The sequence below is a fragment of the Streptomyces sp. NPDC046759 genome (assembly GCF_040645475.1).
Taxonomy (GTDB): Bacteria; Actinomycetota; Actinomycetes; order Streptomycetales; family Streptomycetaceae; genus Streptomyces.
The window spans coordinates 22,898-41,608 of the sequence record NZ_JBEYYJ010000042.1 but is presented as its reverse complement, the minus strand read 5'-3'; the positions used below and the strand labels follow the sequence as shown (position 1 = coordinate 41,608).

The following is an 18,711-nucleotide window of genomic DNA, read 5'->3' as shown; positions in this document are numbered from 1 at the left end:
GCCGCCTTCCGCGCCTGCCGCGCCCGCCGCCTTCCGCGCCTGCCGCGCCCGCCGCCTTCCGCGCCTGCCGCGCCCGCCGCCTTCCGCGCCTGCCGCGCCCGCCGCCTTCCGCGCCTGCCGTGCCGTCCGCTCCGGCCCACCCGGCCAGGCGTCGTCCTCCGCCCGGCTTCCTCAGTTCCGCGCCTTCGGCTCGGCGTCGTCAGCCCAACTTCTTCAGCAGTTCATCGGCGACCGGGCCCGCCGAGGCGGGGTTCTGGCCGGTGATCAGGTTCCGGTCGGTCACGACGTGCGGCGCCCACGGCTCGCCCGCCCGGACGTCCACCCCGGCCTCGGCCAGCCGGTCCTGCAGCAGCCACGGGGCCCGCTCGGCGAAGCCGGCCTGTGTCTCCTCCTCGTTGGTGAAGGCCGTCGCCCGGTAGCCGGCGAAGGCGTTGGCGCCGTCGTCCCGGACCGCGGCGAGCAGCGCGGCCGGTCCATGGCAGACCACGCCCAGCGGCTTGCCCGAGTCGAGGGCCGCCACGAGCAGCCGGCCGGAGTCGGCGTCGACGGCCAGGTCCTCCATCGGGCCGTGCCCGCCCGGGTAGAAGACCGCGGCGAAGTCGTCGAGGTCCACCTTCGCGAGCTCGACCGGCGTGCGCAGCTCGGTCATCTCCTCCACGGCGCGCGCCACTTCCTCGGCCTTCTCCTGGCCGCCGTTGACCTCGGCGGCCAGGCTCGCCCGGTCGACCTGGGGCAGCACACCGCCCGGCGTGGCGACGACGATCTCGTGGCCGGCGGCCTTGAGGGCGCGGTAGGGGACGGTGGCCTCGTCGGCCCAGAAGCCGGTCGGGTGCGAGGTGCCGTCGGCGAGCGTCCAGCGGTCGGCGCCGGTCAGCACGAACAGGATCTTCGACATGGGTTCCTTCTCCCGGAGGGGGTTTCCGGTGTCGAACGTAGGCGACACAACCCATAGGCAGCCAATGAAACGACGAATGCCTGGTATCGGATCTCCTATGGATGCGAGGGAACGCCGCCCGGTGAATACTCGACGCGTGGAGACCGCTTCCCTCGATCTGAACGTGCTGCGCACCTTCCTCGCGGTGTACCGCTCCGGCTCCTTCACCGGCGCCTCCCGCCTGCTGGGTCTGTCCCAGCCGACGGTGACGACGCAGATGCGCGCGCTGGAACGGCAGACCGGCCGGGAGCTGTTCGAGCGCCTGCCGCGCGGCGTCGCGCCGACGCCGGTCGCCGACGAACTCGCGGCCCGGATCGCGGCGCCCCTGGACGAGCTGGCGGCCGTCGCCGGACCCACGGCGCCGTCCGGTGCGCGCCGCGAGCCCGTGCATCTGGCCGGACCGGCGGAGCTGCTGTGCACCACGGTGCTGCCGGCCCTGGCACCCCTGGTCGCCGCCGAGGGCGTACGGCTGCGGGTTTCGACCGGACTGACCGATCCGCTGCTGGAGGAGCTGCGTGCGGGACGTCACGACCTGGTGATCGCCACCACCCGCCCGCGCGGCCGTACGCTGCACGCGGTCCCGCTCGCCGACGAGGAGTTCGTGCTCGTCGCCGCGCCGGTGTGGGCCGAGCGGCTGGCGGACCGGCCCGCCGACGAGGGACCCGCCGCCCTGCAGGAGGTGCCTCTCGTGACCTACGCCGAGGACCTGCCGATCGCCCGCCGCTACTGGCGGCACGTCTTCGGCCGGCGGCTGTCCCGCACCGCCGCCGTGACCGTGCCCGACCTGCGCGGAGTGCTCGCGGCGGTGGCCGCCGGCGCGGGTTTCGGGGTGCTTCCCCGCTATCTCTGCCAGGGCCTGCTGGATTCGGGCGCGCTCGTGGCGCTGCTGGAACCGGAGGACCCGCCGATCAACACCGGCTTCCTGGTCCAGCGGCCCGGCGTCAGCGACAACCCCGACGTGGCCCGTGTGCGTACGCTCCTGCTGCGGGATGCGCACAGCTGGTAGCGGTACGGGCGCCGACCCCGGGCCGCCCGCTCAGCGGCTTTCGCGCAGCACCGCCTGGTGGGACATGCCCTGCCGCCGGGCGGCGGGTCGCCGGTGCCCGATCCGCCGGCAGGTGCCTGCCGCCGGGCCGCTCACCGTGGCGGCTGCTGAGCGGCGCCGGCCATGACCGCGGTCACGACCTTGCGGACGCCTCCGGCCGGTGGCGGGGCGCTTTGCCGGTCGGCGAACAGCATGTGCACCGCTCCGATGAGAGCGGGAGCGAGCGTGTCGACATCGGCGTCCGCGCCGATACGGCCGAGTTCGCGCTCGACGTCGAGGTAGGCGGCGATCGCGGTCGCGGCGTCGGTGAGGACCGGGACGCCGGTGGGTCTGACCTCGCGCAGCCGGGCGCGCAGGCAGTCCCGGGAGGTGACGAGGCTGACGACGGCCACCGCGACCGTGTCGAACAGTCCCATCAGCGCCTGGGTGAGGTTGTCGGCGACGGTGCCGGTTCCGGCGGAGTCGCGCAGGGCGGCGGCCCGGTCGTCGATCCGGGCGATGCGGTCCAGCACGAGGTCGGCGAGGAAGGCGTCGAAGTCGGTGAAGTGCCGGTGCAGGACGCCCTTGGCGCAGCCTGCCTCCGTGGTCACCGCCCGGCTGGTGAGGGCGCTCGGCCCGTCCCGGAGCAGGACGCGCTCGGCGGCGTCGAACAGTTGGTGGCGCACGTCGCGGAGGGCTACTCCCGTGGGCACCTCACTTCTCCTTCTCCGTCTTGACCGGCCCGGCCCGATTGACGAGTGGGCATGTGCCCACTCATAGTGGGCGCATGCCCACTTTACCGCCGGAGCGAGGTCCTCGCCCCGCGACCGCATCTCATCAACACCGGCAGGTGGCCGAGTCGTTCGGGTCGGACGCCGAGCGCTACGACCGGGCCCGGCCGCGCTACCCTCGAGCCCTGGTGGACCGGATCGTCGCCGCGAGCCCCGGGCCGGACGTCCTCGACGTCGGCTGCGGCACCGGCATCGTGGCCCGGCAGTTCCAAGAGGCCGGCTGCCGGGTGCTGGGCGTCGACGTCGACGCCCGGATGGCCGGCCTGGCGCGACAGCGCGGAACCGACGTGGAGGTGGCGTCGTTCGAGGCCTGGGATCCGGCAGGCCGGCGGTTCGACGCCGTCGTCTCCGGACAGACCTGGCACTGGGTCGACGCGGTCGCCGGAGCCGCCAAGGCGGCACAGGCGTTGCGTCCCGGCGGCCGGCTGGCCCTCTTCTGGAACGCGGGCCAGCCCGGGCCCGACGTGGCGCAGGCCTTTGCCGAGGTCTACCGCCGGGTGCTGCCCGACTCGCTCGCCGCCCGCCAAGGGACCGTGTCGGCCGTGGACGGGTACGCGGCGCTGTGCGCCACGGCGGCCGACGGCATACGGAAGGCGGCCGGGTTCACCGCCCCCGAGCAGTCGCGATTCGACTGGGAGCAGTCCTGCACACGGGACGAGTGGCTGGATCAGCTGCCCACCCAGGGTGCCTTCACCCGGCTCTCGCGAGACGAGCTCGCGAGCGTGCTGACAGGCGTCGGCGCCGCCATCGACGCGGCAGGGGGCGGCTTCACGATGCACTACGCCACCGTCGCCGTCACCGCGGCGCGCACCGGCACCGCCTGACCCGTCTGAAACTCATGTGCGAGGAACTGTTATCCGGGGCCCGTCGAGCGGTCTCCCAGGTATCGGACACAATCGTTCGGCCTCGATGACGGGAAGCACTGGTATGAGTACGCACGACGCGGTGGAGACGGCGGCGCTGGTCACGGCCGCCCGAGAGGGCGATACGCAAGCTCAGGACGCGCTTGTCAACGCCTACCTCCCGCTGGTCTACAACATTGTGGGCCGGGCCCTGAACGGGTCGGTGGACGTCGACGACGTCGTACAGGAGACCATGCTGCGCGCCCTCGACGGGCTCGGCGGACTCCGCTGCCCCGAGAGCTTTCGCTCCTGGCTGGTGGCGATCGCGATGAACCAGGTCCGGGCGCACGGGCAGAACCGGAACTCCGCCCCGGGCACGATGGACGAGGCCGAGGAACTGGCCGATCCGGGGGCCGACTTCGTCGACCTGACCGTGGTCCAGCTGCAGCTCGCCGGACAGCGCCAGGAGACGGCGCGGGCGACCCGCTGGCTGGAGCCCGATGACCGGGGACTGCTGTCACTGTGGTGGCTGGAGTGCGCGGGCGAGCTCACCCGGGCCGAGGTGGCGGAGGCCCTGGACCTGTCGCCCCAGCACACGGCGGTGCGGGTACAGCGGATGAAGGCACAGCTCGAAGCGGCCCGCGTGGTCGTGCGGGCGCTCGACTCACGGCCGCGCTGCGCGGACCTCCACACGATGCTGGCCTCCTGGGACGCCAGGCCCTCGGCCCTGTGGCGCAAGCGAATAGCCCGGCACGCGCGCGGCTGCAGCCGCTGCAGCGGACTGTGGAGCGGACTGATGCCCGCGGAGGGGCTGCTCGCCGGTCTCGCCCTGGTCGCCGTGTCTCCCGCCCTGCCGGCCAGAGTGTCCGCCCTCTCGGCAGGTCTTGCCCCCGCAGGTGCCGCCGTACCGCTCGGCGGCACCGGTGGCGGGACGGCGGCGGGCCCGCGTGCGGCACGACGTGGCACACCGGGCCGGACCGACTCGCGCCGCCAGTCGCGTCGGCGTCGGCGCACACGGCGAAGGGCCGCCGGTGGCGCCGTCGTTGCGGCCTGCGTCGTCGGAGGCGGGCTGTGGTACTTCGGCACGGACCCCGGAGCCGGCTCCGACAGCGCGGCCGCCGGACGAAGAGCGGCCGTCCCCGTCCTGGACCTCGCCACACCCGGTGCCGGTGACGCGTCGCCGTCGGCCTCCTCCTCCCCTTCCCCGTCGCCGTCGAAGCCGAAGAGGACGCGGGCCGCGAAGCCGGTGAAGCGCGGGAGCATCCCCACCGCACGGCAGTCCACCCGACCCGCTCCGGCCCCGGCGAGCACGACGAAGGCCTCGACGGATCCGACCGACGTCGCCGGCCAGGTGGTCACGCTGGTGAACAAGGAGCGGGCAGCCGCCGGCTGTGGCCCCCTCACCGAGGACCCGCAGCTGCAGAAGGCGGCCCAGGGCCACTCCGACGACATGGCCGCTCGCCACTTCTTCGACCATGTCAACCCGGACGGCGCCGACCCCGGACAGCGCATCACCGCCGCCGGCTACCGCTGGTCCACGTACGGCGAGAACATCGCCCAGGGCCAGCAGAGTGCCGCAGCCGTCATGCAGTCCTGGATGAACAGTCCCGGTCACCGGGCGAACATCCTCAACTGCTCGTTCAAAGACATCGGTGTGGGCGTGCACAAGGGGGCCGGCGGCCCCTGGTGGACGCAGGACTTCGGCGCCAAGCTGTGACGCCGTCGCGCAGGAGCCCCGGGGACCGAGCGGAACCACGCGGACGCCCCTGCTCGTTCATCGCCGTCCCGGGCGAGCGGCGGGCCGATCTTGTTAGGGTCTGGCGGTGTTCTCCCTCCGTGAGCCCCAGTTCTTCGCCCGCCTGCGTGAGGCGCGCCGGGTCCTGGTCGCCGGTGCCGGCGGCGGCTTCGACGTCTACGCCGGGCTGCCCCTGGCCCTCGCGCTGCGGTCGGCCGGCAGTGAGGTCCACCTTGCCAGCCTGTCCTTCTCCGACCTCTACGGCCTGGACCTGGACGCCTGGGCCGGGGAGGACGTCGCCGCGGTCCGCCCGGACACACCGCTGCGCGGCGACTACTTCCCCGAGCGCTCCCTCGCCCGCTGGCTTCACGCGCAGGAGCTGCCTGACACCGTGTACGCCTTCCCCCGCACCGGTGTACAGCCCCTGCGCGCCGCCTACCGGACACTGCTGGAACACCTGGGCGGGGTGGACGCGATCGTGCTGGTGGACGGCGGGACCGACATCCTGATGCGGGGCGACGAGCACGGGCTCGGCACTCCGGAGGAGGACATGGCCAGCCTGGCCGCCGTCGCCGGACTGGACGAGGTCCCGCACCGGCTCGTGGCCTGCGTGGGCTTCGGGGTGGACGCCTATCACGGTGTGAACCATTCCCTGGTGCTGGAGAACCTGGCGTCCCTCGACCGCGCCGGCGGCTATCTGGGTGCCTTCTCGCTCCCTCGGGAGAGCCCCGAGGGAGCCGCCTACCTCGACGCGGTGACCCATGCCCAGAGCTGCCACGCCAGTCATCCGAGCATCGTGCACGGGTCCGTCGCCGCAGCCGTGCAGGGGCAGTTCGGCGACGTGAGGTTCACCGAGCGCACCCGCGGCAGCGAGCTGTTCGTGAACCCGCTGATGGCGCTGTACTTCTGCCTCGACCTGCCGGTCCTGGCACGTGCGAACCTCTACCTCGACCGGCTCGAGGGCACGGTTCTGATGCGCCAGATCAGCTCGGCCATCTCCGGCTTCCGCGAGGAGCTCCCCCGGCAGCGACCGCCTCGGGCCTTCCCGCACTGAGCCGGCGGCCGTCACCGTGCCAGAGTAGTCGTCGGCGCTGCATCGGACGGTCGGTCGACGGGGGTATCCATGCACACGGCGTTCCTGCTCGGCACCGGGGTGTTCTGGACCGCGGCCTATGCGCTGCTGATACGCACGGGTCTGCGGGAGCACACCTTCGGCATGCCGGTCGTCGCCTTCGCCACCAACATCAGCTGGGAGTTCATGTTCGCGTTCGTGCGGCCCCCGTCCGGGGTCATGCACGTCGTCAACGTCGTCTGGTTCTGCTTCGACCTCGCCGTGGGCTACACGGTCGTACGCTTCGGACGGTCCGAATTCCCGTACCTGCCCGGCCGGTTGTTCCTGCCCGCACTCGCCGTGCTGCTCGCCTTCGCGTACCCGGGCATGAACTACGCCTCCGAGCAGTTCGACGCGGGCGGCGGCGCCATCACCGCGTTCGGCAGCAACCTGGCGATGTCCGGCATGTTCCTCGCGATGCTCGCCGCCCGCCGGGGCACGCGCGGCCAGTCCCCGGGCATCGCGCTGACCAAGCTGCTCGGCACGGTCTGTGCCTCCCTGTCGATGCTCACCGACCCCGACCCGGTGCCGCGCCACGACACCGCCCTGATGCACTATCTCTACGTCGGCTGCTTCCTGCTCGACCTCGCCTATGCCGTCGCCCTGTTCACCGTACGGCGTGCCGCGCGAAGGGCGTCCGTCGTCGCCGGGGCATGAGATGAGGAGGCGGCCGGAAGCCCCTGCGGACACCGCCCCCGCCCTCACCCTTCGAAGGCCGCCGCCCCCTCCTCCGCGAAGGCGACCGCGTCCGGGTGCCCGAACAGTCCGGGCAGCCCGCCGGTGTGCACGAACACGGTCTTCTCGCCCGGCCGGACGTCACCGTCACGGACCGCCGCCCGGAGGCCGGCCAGGGCGCGGCCCGTGTAGACGGGGTCGAGGACCAGGCCCTCGGTGCGCGCGGCGAGCCGGAGCGCCCGGGCCGCCGGCTCGGTCAGCGTCGCGTATCCGCCGCCGACCTGATCCCGGCGCACTCGCAGCGCCGCCGCCGTAACCTCCTCGGTCGTGAGCGGTGCGGCGAACTCGGCGACGGCCGCCGCAGGATCGGCGAGAGCGCCCACGTCCACGCCGAGCACCGAGCCGGCCCCCAGGGCCGCCACCAGGCCGGCCATGGTGCCCCCCGATCCGAGCGCGACCACCGTCGTCCGCAGCCCCGGCACCTGGTCGGCCAGCTCCCGGCCGCAGCGCACATACCCCCGGGCGCCCAGCACCCCCGACCCGCCGAACGGGATCAGTGCGGGCCGGGCACCGCCGGTCCGCAGCCGCTCGCACACCTCGGACGCCGCCGTGTCCAGCCCCGCCCGGTCCACGTCACCCGCCCAGGCCAGCCGCGCCCCGAACAGCCCGTCCAGCGCGAGGTTCCCGGACCGCGAGGCACCCGGCGCGCCGCGCAGCACGAGGACCACGTCCAGGCCCAGCCGCGCGCCCGCGGCGGCGGTGAGCCGGGCGTGGTTGCTCTGCGCGGCACCCGTGGTCACGAGCGTGTCCGCGCCCTCGGCGAGAGCCATGCCGACCGTCCACTCCAGCTTGCGGATCTTGTTTCCGCCGCCGCCCGGACCGGTCAGGTCGTCGCGCTTGATCCACAGGTCCTCGGGTCCGAGCCCGAGCGCGGCGGCCAGCCGGGGCGCCGGCTCGACGGGGGTGGGGAAGGTGCCGAGCGGTACGGGCGGGTTGCTCATGGCGTACGTCCTTCGGTGCCGATCGCGGGCGTCACGGACCAGTCGATCACACCGGCAGCAGGCGGGCGATCAGAGCGCTGAGCTGACGCGCCGTACGGCACTCGTGCATGTCGACGAGTCCGGCGTAAGCGGGTGCCGCCGAGTCGCCGGTGCCCCACTGGGCGCGCGGTTCGGGGTTCAGCCAGTACACACGGCGGGCCCGTCCGGCGACCTCCCGTACGGCGGCCAGGTTCGGGTCGCTCATGTTCGTCCGGGCGTCGCCGAGGACGAACACGGTGGTGCGCGGGCCCACCGCGCCTCCGTACCGCTCGGCGAACTCGCCCAGCGCCACGCCGTAGTCACTGCTGCCGTGCCAGCCGGTGAGCGTGGCCTCGGTGCGGATGCGGGCGCTGAGCCCGTCGGGGTCGGCGCGGCCGTGGCCGAGCAGGCCGGTCACCTCGTCCAGCCGGTTGACGAAGGCGAACACGCGCACCTTGCTGAACTGGTCGTGCAGCGCCTGCACCAGCAGCATCGTGAAGTCGGAGAATCCGGACACCGAGCCGGACACGTCGCACAGCAGCACCAGTTCGGGGCGGACCGGGCGGCGCCGGCGCAGCACCGGCCGCATCGGCACCCCGCCGGTCGAGAGGGAGGAGCGCAGGGTGCGGCGCAGGTCGATCGTGCCGCGCGCGGCCCGGCGGCGGCGCGCGGCCAGCCGGGTGGCCAGCTTGCGCGCGAGCGGCTGAACAGCCCTGCGCAGCTCGGCCAGTTGGTCCCGGTTCGCGAAGAGGAAGTCCACCCGGTCCGCGGTCGCCACGACGCCGCGCCGGGCGATCTCGTCGCGCCCGCGCCGCTCGGCGACCCGGCGCCGCGCCTCCGCTCCGACCATCCGCCGGAACTCCTCGATACGGCGCCGGATCTCGTCGTCGAGCAGCCGCTCGGCGAAGCCCGCACCGCTGCCGTCCCGGCCCCGGACGTCCGCCCGCACCCGGGCCAGCAGGGTCTGCGGGCGCAACCGGTCCAGCGTCTGGTACGCCGACCAGCCGTCCGAACCGGGTGAACTGCCGTACCCGCCGAGGCCGTCGACCGCCTCCGCCGCCACCCGGGCCATCAGCGCACGGTCGTCGGCCGCCAGAGCCTGCGCCAGCCGGTCGCGCAGCGCCTCGCGGTCCCCGGGTGCGTCGCCGTCCGGTGCACCGACACCGCGCGGAAAGTACAGGTCGAAGACGGGGTCGAACACCGCCCGCTGTCCTGGGCCGTGCAGCAGCGTCGCGGCCAGCCCCTCGCGCAGCAGCTCCCGGTCCGCGAGGCCCAGCGCCTCCACCGCGCGGGCCGCGTCCACGCTCTCGCCGGTGCCGATCCGCACCCCGTGCGCGCGCAGCGCCCCGACCAGACCGGTGATCCGCTCGGCGACGGCCGTCACAGCGTGTCCAGGTCGAGCTTCGCCGCCGCCTTCTGGATGTCGTCCTGGTGCTTGAGGATCACGCCGAGGCTGTCCCGTACGACTGTCTCGTCGAGGGTTTTGGCACCCAGCGCCAGCAGGGTGCGCGCCCAGTCGATGGTCTCGGCGACGGACGGCACCTTGCGCAGGTCCATCGCGCGCAGCGCCCCGACCACCCGGACCACCGACTCGGCCAGCGCCACGTCGAGGCCCGGCACCTTCAGCCGTACGATGCGCCGCTCCAGCTCCTCCTCGGGGAAGCCGATGTGCAGGAAGAGGCAGCGGCGGCGCAGCGCCTCGGACAGCTCCCGGCCGGCGTTGGAGGTGAGCACGACGAACGGGCGGCGGGTGGCGGTGACCGTGCCCAGCTCCGGAACCGTGATCTGGAAGTCGCTGAGCACCTCCAGCAGCAGCCCCTCCATCTCGACGTCGGCCTTGTCGGTCTCGTCGATGAGGAGCACGGTCGGCTCGTCGCCGCGGATGGCCGTCAGCAGCGGACGGGGGAGCAGGAACTCCTCGCTGAAGACGTCGGTGCGGGTCTCGTCCCAGCTCTCGTCGCGGCCGGCGCTGATCCGCAGCAGCTGCTTGGCGTGGTTCCACTCGTACAGCGCCCGGGACTCGTCCACCCCCTCGTAGCACTGGAGCCGGACCAGCCGGGCTCCCGCCACCTGGGCGACGGCCTTGGCCAGCTCGGTCTTGCCGACCCCGGCGGGGCCCTCGACCAGCAGCGGCTTGCCCAGCCGGGCGGCGAGGAAGACGGTGGTGGCGACGGCGGGCGAGGCGAGGTATCCGGTCTCGGCCAGGCGGGCGGAGACGTCGTCGACGGACGTGAACAACGGGGCCTCCGGCGGTTCGGGAGCGGGCGTAGGACTCCTATCTAAGCGCTTGTTCAGCGCTGCTGTCACCTGGGTCCGACCGCTCCCTGGCAGGCCGGGGCGGAAGATGTCCTGCAGGGCCACCGATATACACCGATCGGTTTCCTTTCGTCCCGGGGTCCGGTTACCCTCCCTGCATGGCCTCCACAGACAAGGCGTCACCGCGCGACCGGCTGCTGGACGCGGCCGCCCGGCTCACCTACCGCGACGGCGTCTCCGTCGGCATCGAGGCGCTGTGCCGCGAGGCGGGCGTCTCCAAGCGGTCGATGTACCAGCTCTTCGACGGCAAGGACGGGATGCTCGCCGCGAGCCTGGAACGGCGCATCCCCCGGTACGAGTCCCAGTTCGCCCACCCCGACCCGGAGAGGGCGACCCCGCGCGAGCGCGTCCTGTACGTCTTCGAACGTCTGGAGCAGGCCTCCGCCGACGCCGGATACCGCGGCTGCCCCTACCTGGCCGTCCTGGTGGAGCTGAAGAACGCCGAGCACCCGGCGAGCCTGGTCGCCCGGAGCGTCAAGGAGAGGCTGGCCGCGACCTTCCGTGCCGAGGCCGAGCGCGGCGGCGCCCGCGACCCCGATCTGCTCGCCCGCCAGCTCCTGCTCGTCTTCGACGGCGCCGGCGCCCGGGCGGGCGCCGGCGTGGAACGCCTCGACGACGGACTCGCGACCGCGACGGTGACCGCGCTGCTGGACGCGGCGGGGATGGACTAGCGCCCCCGAACGCGCGGGGCCGCCACCGGTGCGCGGCTACCGCCGTGCCCCGGAGGCCTCTGCCCTCTTCGTGGCCGGCGGCTCGTGCCCGGCGGCTGCTGCTGCCTGGAGGATCAGACCGGCGACGGCATCGGGCCGGGCGACGAGGGAGACGTGGCAGGTGTCGATCTCGACGGTGTGGGAGTGGGCCCGTCGGGCCTCGAAGCGTTCCTGCCCGGGGCTGATGGTCCTGTCCTGCCGGCCCACGAGGGCCCAGGACGGGATGTCCTTCCACGCGGCGGCCCTGGCCTTCTCGGAGAACGCGGTCGTGGCGGCGGGACGCTGGGTGACGGCCAGCAGCTTCGCCCGGCTCTCCGGCAGGCAGGCGGCGAACACGGAGTGCACCTTGTCCGGCTTGAGGTAGAGGTCGGTGCCGCTCGTGCTGCCGGTCCGGAAGGGCACGGAGTCGGTGGCGGTGCCGAGCGCGCTGGGGAACCGGGCGGACAGCGACATGCCGCTTTCGCCGACGTCCGGCATCAGCGCGGATACGTACACCAGGGATCTCACCTGCGGATTGCCCGCAGCGGCCGTGCTGATGACGGCACCCCCGTAGGAGTGGCCGGCCAGGACGACGGGACCTTCGACCGACTTCAGCACCGAGGCGATGTACGCCGCGTCGCTGTACAGCCCGCGCAGCGGGTTGGCCGGTGCCATGACCTTGTACCCTCGGCGCTCCAGCCGTTCGATCACTCCGTTCCAGCTGGAACCGTCGGCGAACGCGCCGTGCACCAGGACGATGGTCGGCTTCTCGCCGCTCGCCGCCCCGCTCGCCGGGCACGGAGTCGTGGCCCCCGTGCACAGGGCGGTGGCCAGCGCCGCTGCCGTGGCGACGCTCAGGCGCTTGGCGCGGCGCGGAGAGCCGGATATCGCAGAGCCCGTCATACCGTTCTCGCTTTCCCTCGGGGCCGACGCACAAGAGCTTCGACGCATCGGCGAGCGAAGGCTCGGCGGCATCGCCCAACCGGGTGACACGGACGGGGCGGCCGGTCACCACCCGTACGGGCCAGCACAACGCGTCGCCCGCCAGGCCCGCCCGGTCCAATGAGACCGTGACCGCACCCCCGGACGACTGCCTCGCGCGCAACGAATGGATCTGCGGCGCCTACCTGACCAGCCGCCGCCAGATCCTCCTCGACGCGGTCGCGCAGCACGTGCAGCTGACCTTCCTGTCGGTCCTCATCGGTCTGGCCGTCGCCCTGCCGCTCGCGGTCCTGGCCCGCCGCCGGCGCTGGGCCGCCGGCCCCGTCCTCGGCGTGACGACGATCCTCTACACCATCCCCTCGCTCGCCATGTTCTCCCTGCTCCTGCCCCTCTACGGCCTCTCGGCCGCCCTCGTCGTCACCGGGCTCGTGCTGTACTCGCTCACCCTGCTCGTCCGGAACATCCTCGCGGGCCTGCGCGCGGTGCCCGAGGAGACCCGGCAGGCCGCGCGCGGCCTCGGCTACGGCCCGGTCCGCCTCCTGCTCACCGTGGAACTGCCCCTCGCCCTGCCCGCCGCCATGGCCGGCCTGCGCATCGCCACCGTCTCGGCGGTCTCCCTGCTCACGGTCGGCGCGATCGTCGGCTTCGGCGGCCTGGGCAACCTCATCTACGCGGGGATGAACACCTACTTCAAGGCCCAGGTGCTCACCGCGTCCGTGCTGTGCGTGCTCATCGCCGTCGCCGCCGACCTGCTCCTGCTGAGCGTGCAGTGGCTGATCACGCCGTGGACGCGGGCGGCCCGTGCGCGGGTGCCGGCCGGACGAGGGCGGGCGCGGACGCGGGTCGCCGGGGCGGGGGCGGGCCGCACATGAGCACGCTCACCGCGACGTGGCACTGGCTCACCGACCCCGCGCACTGGTCGGGCGACGACGGCGTCCGGCACCGGCTCCTGCAGCACCTGGCGCTCACCGTCGTCTGCCTGGTCCTCAGCTGCCTGATCGCGCTGCCCGTCGCGCTGGTCCTCGGCCACCTCGGCCGGGGCGGAGCACTCGCCGTCAACATCTCCAACGTCGGCCGGGCCGTGCCCACCTTCGCCGTCCTGGTCCTGCTGCTCCTGACCCCGGTCGGGAGGTGGGGCGAGGGACCCACGGTGGTAGCCCTGGTGCTGTTCGCCGTCCCGCCGCTGCTCACCAACGCCTACGTCGGCATGCGCGAGGTCGACCGCGGCGTCGTCCGCGCGGCCAGGGGCATGGGCATGGCCGGGCGGCAGATGCTGCTGGGCGTGGAGCTGCCCCTCGCGCTGCCGATGGTCATGAACGGGGTCCGGATCGCCGCCGTCCAGCTCGTCGCCACCGCCACCATCGCCGCGCTCGCGGGCGGCGGCGGCCTCGGCCGGATCATCACCGCCGGGTTCAACCTGGCCAGCACGCCCCAGGTGGTCGCGGGCGCCCTGCTCGTCGCCGGGCTGGCGCTCGTCGTCGAGGGCCTCTTCGAGATCGCCGAGAGGCTGGCGCCGGTGTGGGCGCGCAGCGGCCGATGAGGAGGGTCCTCACGGCGGCCACCCTGCTCACCCTCACCGCCTGCTCCGCCGGTCCCTCCCTGGAGAACCGCGGCCAGGTCACGGCGCCGCCCGGCGACAGCCACCATCTGACGATCGGCTCGGCCGGCTTCACCGAGAGCGACCTGCTCGCCCGGATGTACGCCCAGCTGCTGAACCAGGCCGGCTACCGGACGTCGATGCTCACGGTCGCCAACCGCGAACTGTACGAACCGGCGCTGGAATCCGGCCAGATCGACGTCGTGCCCGAGTACGCTGCCACCTTCGCCGACTGGCTGAACGCCAAGACGCACGGCGCCGACGCGGCACCGGCCGGCTCGCCCGACCTCGCCACGACGATGAAGGCCCTGCGCGCGCTCGCCGCGCCCCGCGGGCTCGGCGTCCTCCCGCCCGGCCGGGCCGTCGACCAGAACGCCTTCGCGGTGAGCGGCTCCTACGCCCGCCTGCACGGTCTCAGAACCCTCAGCGACCTCGGCGCCTCGCGGCTTGGCGTACGCATCGCGGCGGGCGACGAGTGCGTGCAACGGCCGTACTGTGAGCCGGGGTTGAAAAAGGTGTACGGCATCCGCGTCACCGGCGTCGATCCCAAGGGAGTCGGCACCACGCAGGCCAAGCGGGCCGTGCAGCAGGGCCGGGACCAGCTGGTGCTGACCACCACCACGGACGCCACGCTCGACTCCTTCGGCCTGGTCCTGCTCGCCGACGACAGGCATCTGCAGAACGCCGACTACGTGGTCCCGGTCGTCAACCGCTCCCGCGCGGGCAGCGACCACGTGGTCAAGGCGCTGGGCAAGCTCAACGACGTTCTGACGACCGAGGACCTGGCGCAGCTCGACCGGCAGGTGGACAGCTGGCGCCGGCTGCCCGCCGATGTCGCCCGCACCTATCTGAAGGACAAGGGCCTGCTGAAGTGAGCGACCCGGTTCAGGCGTCCGCCACCGAGTCGAACGACACCTGCCCGCGCGCCACGCCCCGTGCGTCCGCGTCCACCGAGCGGCGCAGCGCCTCGTGCAGCTTCGCCGGGGTGAGCACACCGAGGAAGCGGGCGCCGTCCAGCACCGCGACCCATCCGGCGTCGTGCTGCAGCATCACCCCGAACGCCTGCTTCAGCGGCGCGCCCACCGGCACCCACGCCGTCATCCGGTGGGCCAGATCCCCTACGGCGCCGCCCTTCGCGAGCTCGTCGATGCCGACCCAGCCGTGCAGATCGCCGTGGGCGTCCAGGACGACGGCCCACCGCGCGCCCTCGGCCCGCAGCCGCTCGACGGCCCGCCCGGCGGGCTCGTCCGGGCGGGCCACGGGCGGCTGCTCCAGATCGTCGGGCTCGATCGCCGTGACCGACAGCCGCTTCAGCCCCCGGTCGGCTCCCACGAAGGAGGCGACGAACGGTGTCGCGGGCGCCCCGAGCACCGCGCCCGGCGTGTCGAACTGCTCGATCCGCCCCTGGCCGTACACGGCGATCCGGTCGCCGAGCCGGACGGCCTCCTCGATGTCGTGCGTGACCAGCAGCACCGTCTTGCGCACGGACGCCTGCATCCGCAGGAACTCGTCCTGCAACTGCTCGCGCACCACCGGGTCGACCGCACCGAACGGCTCGTCCATCAGCAGCACCGGCGGATCCGCCGCGAGCGCCCGCGCCACCCCGACCCGCTGCCGCTGCCCGCCGGACAACTGCTCCGGATAGCGCGGCCCGTACGTCTTCGGGTCGAGCCCCACCAGATCCAGCAGCTCGGCGGCCCGCGCCCGCGCCGCCGCCCGCTTCCAGCCGAGCAGCGCGGGCACCGTCGCGGTGTTGTCCAGGACGGTGCGGTGCGGGAAGAGGCCCACCTGCTGGATGACGTACCCGATACGGCGGCGCAGCCGCACCGGGTCGACGGAGGCGATGTCCCGGCCGTCGACGAGGATCCGGCCGGAGGTCGGCTCGATCAGCCGGTTGACCATCATCATGGTCGTCGTCTTGCCGCAGCCCGACGGTCCGACGAGCGTGACCAGCTCCCCCTCGGCCACCTCGAAGGAGAGGTCGTCCACGGCCGTCGTACCGTCCGGATACCGCTTGGTGACCTGCTCGAACCGGATCATTTCCTCACGCTAGCGGCCCCGTGCGCGGCATGCCCGCCGGTGCGGCGAAACGGGTCACCGGGCGAACCGCGCGGGTCCGTCAGCCGAGCAGGATCACTTCCAGCTTCCGCGGCCCGTGCACGCCCTCCACCCGGTCCAGCTCGATGTCGCTGGTCGCCGACGGGCCGGAGATCCAGGTCAACGGGCGGGCCGGGGTGAGGCGTTCGAGGGCCTGCGGGACGGAGGAGACGACCTGGCCGGGCACCCGGACGACACAGATGTGGTGGTCCGGGACGAGCGAGATACGGCGCCGGCCCTGGTCGGGGGAGCCGTCCAGGACGATCGTGCCCGTCTCGGCGATCGCCACCGCACAGCCCGTCACCACGCTGTCCACCTGGTCCAGTCGGTGCGGGGTGCTCTCCGCCCGGTCCTGTAGCTGCGGTGTGTCCGCGCCGGACAGCCACTCCGGCGGCAGCCCCGGCGGCACCAGCACCTCCCGGGAGCCGTGCTCGGCCAGCAGCCGCGCCACGAGGCCGGGCAGGGCCCGGGCGTCGCTTCGGTGCACGATCGCCCGGTAGTCCGCCAGGTTCTCGGCCAGCAGCTCCACCGTCCGCTCCGTCGTACGCTCCCCGTGCTCGCGCAGGTAGCCGCGGGACACCGCCTCCCCGTACGGCCGCTCGTCCGGCGGCACGTCCGCGAGCGCGCGCCGCACCCGGCCCAGAATCCTGTCCCTGCCGCTCACTTGGCCGCCCCTCGCCGGCCGGTGCCACCGTGAGTACGCTGCCACCAGTCCCGGAAGGGCTCCGCCGGTACGGCGGGCAGGTCACGGGTGCCGGTCCATGCGCTGCCCGGGCCGGGCAGGGTACGGGGGTGCAGCCGGCGGGTGCGCGAGGCGAGCCGCTGCCCGCTGCGCAGGGCGGCGGGGTGGGTGAGCGCCCAGCGCGTCGCGCGCACGGCCGCCCGCTCGGCCGCGTGCCCCTTGGCCGGCTTCAGCACGACCTTGTTGCCTTCCCGCACCGCCGGTCCGCCCTCCACCACCCGCTCCCGCAGGTGCACCAGCACCTCCGGGATGTCGATGGCGACCGGGCAGACCTCGTAGCAGGCCCCGCACAGGCTCGACGCGTAGGGCAGGGAGGCGTCGATTTCGCTCGCCGTGCCCCGGAGCTGGGGGCTGAGGATGGCGCCGATCGGACCGGGGTAGACCGAGCCGTAGGCGTGCCCGCCGGCCCGTTCGTAGACGGGGCAGACGTTGAGGCAGGCCGAGCAGCGGATGCAGCGCAGGGCCTGCCGGCCGACCTGGTCGGCGAGGGCGTCGGTGCGGCCGTTGTCGAGCAGGACCAGGTGGAAGGCGCGGGGCCCGTCGTCGTCCGTGGTGCCGGTCCACATGCTCGTGTACGGGTTCATGCGCTCGGCGGTGGAGGAGCGGGGGAGGGTCTGGAGAAAGACCTCCAGGTCGCGCCAGGTCGGCACGATCTTCTCGATGCCGACCACCGAGATCAGCGTCTCCGGCAGGGTGAGGCACATCCGGCCGTTCCCCTCGGACTCCACGACCACGAGCGTGCCGGTCTCGGCGACCATGAAGTTGGCGCCGGAGATGCCCACCTTGGCACGCAGGAACTTCTCCCGCAGGTGCAGCCGCGCGGCCTCGGCGAGTTCGGCGGGCGTGTCGGTCAGGCCCTCGGGAGCCGGACGGCCCCACGCGCCCATCTCCGAGCGGAAGATGTCCCGGATCTCGCCCCGGTTGCGGTGGATGGCGGGGACCAGGATGTGCGAGGGCCGGTCCTTGCCCAGCTGCACGATCAGCTCGGCGAGATCGGTCTCGTAGACACGGATGCCCTCGGCCGCGAGGGCCTCGTTGAGCCCCGTCTCCTGGGTCGCCATCGACTTGACCTTGACGGCCTCCGACTCACCGGTCTCCCTGACGAGCCGGGCGACGATCCGGTTGGCCTCGTCCGCGTCGGCCGCCCAGTGGACCGTGCCGCCGGCCGCCGTGACCGACTCCTCCAACTGCTCCAGATACCGGTCGAGATGGCGCAGGGCGTGGTCCTTGATCCGGCGGCCCGCCTCGCGCAATGCCGCCCAGTCGGACAACTCGGCCACCGCACGGGCCCGCTTGGCGCGGATGGTGTGCGTGGCGTGCCGCAGATTGCCGCGCAGGGTGGCATTGCGGACGGCGCCGCGCGCGGCCTCGGGAAAGGCCGGCATACCGACGAATGTGCCGCTCATACGGCGGACTCCTCCTCCGTGCTCGCCAGGATCTCCGCGAGGTGCACCGGCCGCATGCCCACCTTCAGGCGGCTCATGGTTCCGCCGATGTGCATCAGGCACGAGTTGTCGGCCGCGCACAGCACCTGCGCGCCCGTCGACTCCGCGTTGCGCACCTTGTCCGCGCCCATCGCCGCGGAGACGTCGGCGTTCTTCAACGCGAAGGTGCCGCCGAACCCGCAGCACTCCTCGGCACCCGGCAGCTCGACCAGCTCCAGGCCCTTCACGGCCTGGAGAAGGCGGCGCGGCCGGTCGCCGAGCCCGAGGCCGCGCAGGCCGTGACAGGTGGGATGGTAGGTGACCTTGTGCGGGTAGCAGGCGCCGACGTCCGTCACCCCGAGCACGTCCACCAGGAACTCCGTCAGCTCGTACGTCTTCGGCACCACCGGTGCCAGCGTCCGCGCCAGTGAGTCCCCGCGCCCCTCGGCACGGGCCCGCTCACCCATCCGTGGGTACAGCTCCCGCACCATCGCACCGCAGGACCCTGAGGGAGTGACGATCGCGTCGTACTCGCGGAAGACATCGGAGAAGTGCCGGGCCAGCGGCTCGGTCTCATGCCGGTAGCCGGTGTTGTAGTGCGCCTGCCCGCAGCAGGTCTGACTCATCGGAAAGTCGATGTCGACACCCAGTCTGGTCATCAGCTTCACCACGGCGCGTCCGGTGTCCGGATAGAGCGTGTCGTTGACGCAGGTCAGGAACAGAGCGACACGCATCGCGACTCCTCGGGCTCGGTCATCGGACGAGTGCAGGGT

Annotated in this window: 19 protein-coding genes; 9 read left to right on the top strand and 10 right to left on the bottom strand. The window is 73.2% G+C overall.

Annotated elements, in window-relative coordinates; all coding sequences use genetic code 11:
• Window positions 1-199: 199 nt before the first annotated feature.
• The gene (locus ABZ919_RS37635; RefSeq protein ID WP_361257527.1) at window positions 200-895 is read right to left on the bottom strand and encodes a type 1 glutamine amidotransferase domain-containing protein; all 696 of its coding nucleotides are present in this window, start codon (window positions 893-895) and stop codon (window positions 200-202) included.
• Window positions 896-992: 97 nt separating this feature from the next.
• On the opposite strand from ABZ919_RS37635, the gene ABZ919_RS37630 reads away from it, so the two are divergent.
• A complete protein-coding gene (locus ABZ919_RS37630; RefSeq protein ID WP_361257524.1) occupies window positions 993-1,940 on the top strand; it encodes a LysR family transcriptional regulator in 948 nt (315 codons plus the stop codon).
• 131 nt (window positions 1,941-2,071) lie between these two features.
• Here the strand turns inward: ABZ919_RS37630 and ABZ919_RS37625 are convergent, their stop codons facing one another.
• The gene (locus ABZ919_RS37625) at window positions 2,072-2,671 is read right to left on the bottom strand and encodes a TetR family transcriptional regulator (protein WP_361257521.1); all 600 of its coding nucleotides are present in this window, start codon (window positions 2,669-2,671) and stop codon (window positions 2,072-2,074) included.
• A gap of 74 nt (window positions 2,672-2,745) precedes the next feature.
• On the opposite strand from ABZ919_RS37625, the gene ABZ919_RS37620 reads away from it, so the two are divergent.
• From ABZ919_RS37620 to ABZ919_RS37605, 4 genes are all read left to right on the top strand, one after another.
• Window positions 2,746-3,573: a class I SAM-dependent methyltransferase gene (locus ABZ919_RS37620; protein WP_361257518.1), complete on the top strand. Its 828-nt coding sequence runs from the start codon at window positions 2,746-2,748 to the stop codon at window positions 3,571-3,573.
• 103 nt (window positions 3,574-3,676) lie between these two features.
• Entirely contained in the window at window positions 3,677-5,308 is a 1,632-nt protein-coding gene (locus tag ABZ919_RS37615) for a sigma-70 family RNA polymerase sigma factor (RefSeq protein WP_361257515.1), read from the top strand.
• A 106-nt stretch (window positions 5,309-5,414) separates the two neighbouring features.
• A complete protein-coding gene (locus ABZ919_RS37610) occupies window positions 5,415-6,380 on the top strand; it encodes a DUF1152 domain-containing protein (protein ID WP_361257512.1) in 966 nt (321 codons plus the stop codon).
• Between the two features lie 69 nt (window positions 6,381-6,449).
• Window positions 6,450-7,094 (top strand): hypothetical protein, encoded by a 645-nt coding sequence (locus tag ABZ919_RS37605; RefSeq protein ID WP_361257509.1) that lies wholly within the window; start codon window positions 6,450-6,452, stop codon window positions 7,092-7,094.
• Between the two features lie 44 nt (window positions 7,095-7,138).
• Here ABZ919_RS37605 and ABZ919_RS37600 read toward each other — a convergent pair whose 3' ends face one another.
• The 3 genes from ABZ919_RS37600 to ABZ919_RS37590 are packed head-to-tail and all read right to left on the bottom strand — an operon-like array spanning window position 7,139 to window position 10,369.
• On the bottom strand, window positions 7,139-8,113 hold the full coding sequence (locus tag ABZ919_RS37600) for a D-cysteine desulfhydrase family protein (protein ID WP_361257506.1): 975 nt from the start codon (window positions 8,111-8,113) through the stop codon (window positions 7,139-7,141).
• A gap of 46 nt (window positions 8,114-8,159) precedes the next feature.
• The gene (locus ABZ919_RS37595; RefSeq protein WP_361257503.1) at window positions 8,160-9,515 is read right to left on the bottom strand and encodes a VWA domain-containing protein; all 1,356 of its coding nucleotides are present in this window, start codon (window positions 9,513-9,515) and stop codon (window positions 8,160-8,162) included.
• Complete coding sequence (locus ABZ919_RS37590) at window positions 9,512-10,369, bottom strand: MoxR family ATPase (RefSeq protein ID WP_361257500.1); 858 nt, start codon at window positions 10,367-10,369, stop codon at window positions 9,512-9,514. Before ABZ919_RS37590 ends, ABZ919_RS37595 begins: the two co-directional genes overlap by 4 nt.
• 176 nt (window positions 10,370-10,545) lie before the next feature.
• Here ABZ919_RS37590 and ABZ919_RS37585 point away from each other — a divergent pair, with 176 nt between their 5' ends.
• Complete coding sequence (locus ABZ919_RS37585) at window positions 10,546-11,118, top strand: TetR/AcrR family transcriptional regulator (RefSeq protein ID WP_361257497.1); 573 nt, start codon at window positions 10,546-10,548, stop codon at window positions 11,116-11,118.
• Between the two features lie 36 nt (window positions 11,119-11,154).
• Here the strand turns inward: ABZ919_RS37585 and ABZ919_RS37580 are convergent, their stop codons facing one another.
• Window positions 11,155-12,039 carry an alpha/beta hydrolase gene (locus tag ABZ919_RS37580; protein ID WP_361257494.1) on the bottom strand — a complete coding sequence of 295 codons (885 nt, stop codon included), beginning with the start codon at window positions 12,037-12,039 and terminating at the stop codon, window positions 11,155-11,157.
• 167 nt (window positions 12,040-12,206) lie between these two features.
• Between ABZ919_RS37580 and ABZ919_RS37575 the strand changes: the two genes are divergently transcribed.
• From ABZ919_RS37575 to ABZ919_RS37565, 3 genes are read left to right on the top strand one after another with little or no spacing between them, the layout of a single operon-like run.
• Window positions 12,207-12,950 (top strand): ABC transporter permease, encoded by a 744-nt coding sequence (locus ABZ919_RS37575; protein ID WP_361257491.1) that lies wholly within the window; start codon window positions 12,207-12,209, stop codon window positions 12,948-12,950.
• Window positions 12,947-13,618 carry an ABC transporter permease gene (locus tag ABZ919_RS37570; RefSeq protein WP_361257488.1) on the top strand — a complete coding sequence of 224 codons (672 nt, stop codon included), beginning with the start codon at window positions 12,947-12,949 and terminating at the stop codon, window positions 13,616-13,618. The genes ABZ919_RS37575 and ABZ919_RS37570 overlap by 4 nt, the downstream gene beginning before the upstream one ends.
• The gene (locus ABZ919_RS37565; protein ID WP_361257485.1) at window positions 13,615-14,550 is read left to right on the top strand and encodes an ABC transporter substrate-binding protein; all 936 of its coding nucleotides are present in this window, start codon (window positions 13,615-13,617) and stop codon (window positions 14,548-14,550) included. Before ABZ919_RS37570 ends, ABZ919_RS37565 begins: the two co-directional genes overlap by 4 nt.
• Before the next feature lie 10 nt (window positions 14,551-14,560).
• Here the strand turns inward: ABZ919_RS37565 and ABZ919_RS37560 are convergent, their stop codons facing one another.
• The 4 genes from ABZ919_RS37560 to ABZ919_RS37545 all read right to left on the bottom strand — a co-directional run bounded on the left by ABZ919_RS37560 (window position 14,561) and on the right by ABZ919_RS37545 (window position 18,672).
• A complete protein-coding gene (locus ABZ919_RS37560; RefSeq protein WP_361257482.1) occupies window positions 14,561-15,715 on the bottom strand; it encodes a betaine/proline/choline family ABC transporter ATP-binding protein in 1,155 nt (384 codons plus the stop codon).
• Between the two features lie 79 nt (window positions 15,716-15,794).
• A complete protein-coding gene (locus ABZ919_RS37555; protein ID WP_361257479.1) occupies window positions 15,795-16,436 on the bottom strand; it encodes an LUD domain-containing protein in 642 nt (213 codons plus the stop codon).
• The gene (locus ABZ919_RS37550) at window positions 16,433-17,920 is read right to left on the bottom strand and encodes a LutB/LldF family L-lactate oxidation iron-sulfur protein (protein ID WP_361257476.1); all 1,488 of its coding nucleotides are present in this window, start codon (window positions 17,918-17,920) and stop codon (window positions 16,433-16,435) included. Before ABZ919_RS37550 ends, ABZ919_RS37555 begins: the two co-directional genes overlap by 4 nt.
• The gene (locus tag ABZ919_RS37545; RefSeq protein ID WP_361257473.1) at window positions 17,917-18,672 is read right to left on the bottom strand and encodes a (Fe-S)-binding protein; all 756 of its coding nucleotides are present in this window, start codon (window positions 18,670-18,672) and stop codon (window positions 17,917-17,919) included. The genes ABZ919_RS37550 and ABZ919_RS37545 overlap by 4 nt, the downstream gene beginning before the upstream one ends.
• Between the last annotated feature and the right edge of the window lie 39 nt (window positions 18,673-18,711).

What these genes read in the sequence shown, in the direction of transcription:
- ABZ919_RS37600 (WP_361257506.1), bottom strand. Translation starts at nt 8,113, where the DNA reads ATGAGCAACCCGCCCGTACCGCTCGGCACCTTCCCCACCCCCGTCGAG.
- ABZ919_RS37545 (WP_361257473.1), bottom strand. Translation starts at nt 18,672, where the DNA reads ATGCGTGTCGCTCTGTTCCTGACCTGCGTCAACGACACGCTCTATCCG.
- ABZ919_RS37635 (WP_361257527.1), bottom strand. Translation starts at nt 895, where the DNA reads ATGTCGAAGATCCTGTTCGTGCTGACCGGCGCCGACCGCTGGACGCTC.
- ABZ919_RS37605 (WP_361257509.1), top strand. Translation starts at nt 6,450, where the DNA reads ATGCACACGGCGTTCCTGCTCGGCACCGGGGTGTTCTGGACCGCGGCC.
- ABZ919_RS37620 (WP_361257518.1), top strand. Translation starts at nt 2,746, where the DNA reads ATGCCCACTTTACCGCCGGAGCGAGGTCCTCGCCCCGCGACCGCATCT.
- ABZ919_RS37580 (WP_361257494.1), bottom strand. Translation starts at nt 12,039, where the DNA reads ATGACGGGCTCTGCGATATCCGGCTCTCCGCGCCGCGCCAAGCGCCTG.
- ABZ919_RS37550 (WP_361257476.1), bottom strand. Translation starts at nt 17,920, where the DNA reads ATGAGCGGCACATTCGTCGGTATGCCGGCCTTTCCCGAGGCCGCGCGC.
- ABZ919_RS37585 (WP_361257497.1), top strand. Translation starts at nt 10,546, where the DNA reads ATGGCCTCCACAGACAAGGCGTCACCGCGCGACCGGCTGCTGGACGCG.
- ABZ919_RS37630 (WP_361257524.1), top strand. Translation starts at nt 993, where the DNA reads ATGGATGCGAGGGAACGCCGCCCGGTGAATACTCGACGCGTGGAGACC.
- ABZ919_RS37615 (WP_361257515.1), top strand. Translation starts at nt 3,677, where the DNA reads ATGAGTACGCACGACGCGGTGGAGACGGCGGCGCTGGTCACGGCCGCC.
- ABZ919_RS37570 (WP_361257488.1), top strand. Translation starts at nt 12,947, where the DNA reads ATGAGCACGCTCACCGCGACGTGGCACTGGCTCACCGACCCCGCGCAC.
- ABZ919_RS37565 (WP_361257485.1), top strand. Translation starts at nt 13,615, where the DNA reads ATGAGGAGGGTCCTCACGGCGGCCACCCTGCTCACCCTCACCGCCTGC.
- ABZ919_RS37560 (WP_361257482.1), bottom strand. Translation starts at nt 15,715, where the DNA reads ATGATCCGGTTCGAGCAGGTCACCAAGCGGTATCCGGACGGTACGACG.